Origin of the sequence: Caballeronia sp. LZ024 (assembly GCF_031451455.1) — a bacterium.
GTDB lineage: Bacteria > Pseudomonadota > Gammaproteobacteria > Burkholderiales > Burkholderiaceae > Caballeronia > Caballeronia telluris.
Genome location: NZ_JARUXL010000062.1, coordinates 1 through 466, shown reverse-complemented (window position 1 = coordinate 466; position 466 = coordinate 1). Strand labels below are relative to the sequence as shown.

The window sequence follows — 466 nt, the reverse complement described above, 5'->3', positions numbered from 1 at the left end:
GGTCTGCAACTTGCCCGCGAACGGTTTGGCGAGACGCAGCGGCACGCTTTCGCCGCCCTTGGGCCAGTCAGCGAAATCAACATCGAACCGCACGACGTAATAGCCGACAGAATTCAGGTACCCATAGGTGTATTTATCCGGGCTGCAAACCCGTGCGCTGAGCGTGCCGGCGATTTTAGGCCAGGTGTCCGGCCTGATTTCAAGACGAAAGCGCCGGTCGGCGGGGATGGCCTTATAACTGTTGGTATAGGATTTGTCGCGCGCACCACGGTGCGTGACCTCGATGATCACTTGACCCTTTGGCGCATCCGGCAGCACAACGTCGGTTTCGAGCACGCGCGCGCACTGCAGCGCCGCCACGGTGCTTTCGCCCTCGAATACCACCTGCCGCGCGATCGCCGCCTCGTGGCGAAGTTGCGCCTCCCACTTCGCACCCTGCTGATCCAGGTGATGCGTGCCGTAGATG

The 466-nt window shown here is 61.6% G+C and carries 1 pseudogene; it reads right to left on the bottom strand.

The features are described 5' to 3' along the window. Positions 1-466: pseudogene (locus QCE48_RS31755) on the bottom strand (type VI secretion system tip protein VgrG); the annotation flags it as partial.